The following is a 1,226-nucleotide window of genomic DNA, read 5'->3' as shown; positions in this document are numbered from 1 at the left end:
CCCGTCCGCAATAGGGAAAGCCCGACCGAACGTCGCTGCACGCTGCGCATCGGCGTGTTCTTCGACGGCACCCGCAACAACGCCGGCAATACCGAACTGTTTACGCACTGCCAGGCGTCCACCGGCAGTGCGCTGGGGCAGAGCCAGCAGGAGCAGGCGGCGATTGCCGAGCACTGCAAGCGATATATGGCGGATGACAAGAGCAGTTATGGAGGGGGATATACCAATGTGTGGAGGTTGTACAAGCTGTATCAGGACAGCCGTGAAAAACCCTTGGATAAAGACGCGCGGGAATATTTCATTCCCATTTACGTCGAAGGCATTGGCACTGCGACCGGCGAGCGGGACGACGTGCTTGCCATGGGGTTTGGCATAGGCGGAACCGGCATTCTGGCGAAAGTGGAGCAAACGCTTTCGAAAGCGATCCCTGATGAACTCGAATCGTTTTCCCGCACTAACTCAGGCGTTTCTATCGCGGCGTTGGAGCTGGATGTGTTCGGTTTCAGCCGCGGCGCGGCCGCAGCCCGCCATTTCGTCAATGAGATCAACCGCAAGCAACAGGGCTTGCTGGCGCAAAAACTTTCCTCCAGCCAGGCCAAGCTAGCCGAAGGGTTCGATGTCGACGGCGATGTTCGCATCGGTTTCGTGGGTCTGTTCGACACCGTGGTGGCGCGCGCCAATGTGGCCGACGGCTTCAACGTCGTCAGCGGCCACAACGGCCCGGTGAAAGTGGCATTGCCGGCCGACTGCGCACGCAAGGTAGTGCAGCTCGTCGCCCGCGACGAACACCGTGCCAACTTCATGCTTACCACTGTCGCCCCGGAGCACCGCGAAATCGCGTTGCCCGGCGTGCATTCCGATATCGGCGGCGGCTACCGCGAAAACCATGAAGGTCCGCTGATGTTGATCAAGCCCCTGCGCACCGTCGAAAAGCCTGTGGAACTGAACGGCGACCTGTATATGCCATTCCCTGGCAGCACCCGGGCCTGCCAGCTGGCCGAAACCGAACGTCAACGCTGGGTGACACGCCTTGGCAACATCGATGAGGGCTCTCTCACCGTGGATGGCTGGGTGCGGATGGAATCGCAGCCACCCGCACGCGGCAGCGTGGTGAACACTCGGCAGCCCGTAGCCTACGCCACGGTATGCCTTAACCGCGCCATCGACTGGCGTTATCAGCTGATTCCGTTGCGGGTGATGCACAAACTGGCACAGCAAGCCGGGGT

At 60.8% G+C, this 1,226-nt stretch carries 1 protein-coding gene; it reads left to right on the top strand.

The window, feature by feature from the left end:
- Positions 1–1,226, top strand: a 1,226-nt coding sequence (locus tag ISP19_RS00030) for a phospholipase effector Tle1 domain-containing protein (protein WP_204678178.1), incomplete at both ends; no start/stop codon positions are given.

It is taken from the genome of Dyella flava (assembly GCF_016904955.1).
Taxonomy (GTDB): Bacteria; Pseudomonadota; Gammaproteobacteria; order Xanthomonadales; family Rhodanobacteraceae; genus Dyella_B; species Dyella_B flava.
Note: the sequence above shows the minus strand (reverse complement) of the source record. Positions and strands in the feature narration are given on the sequence as shown.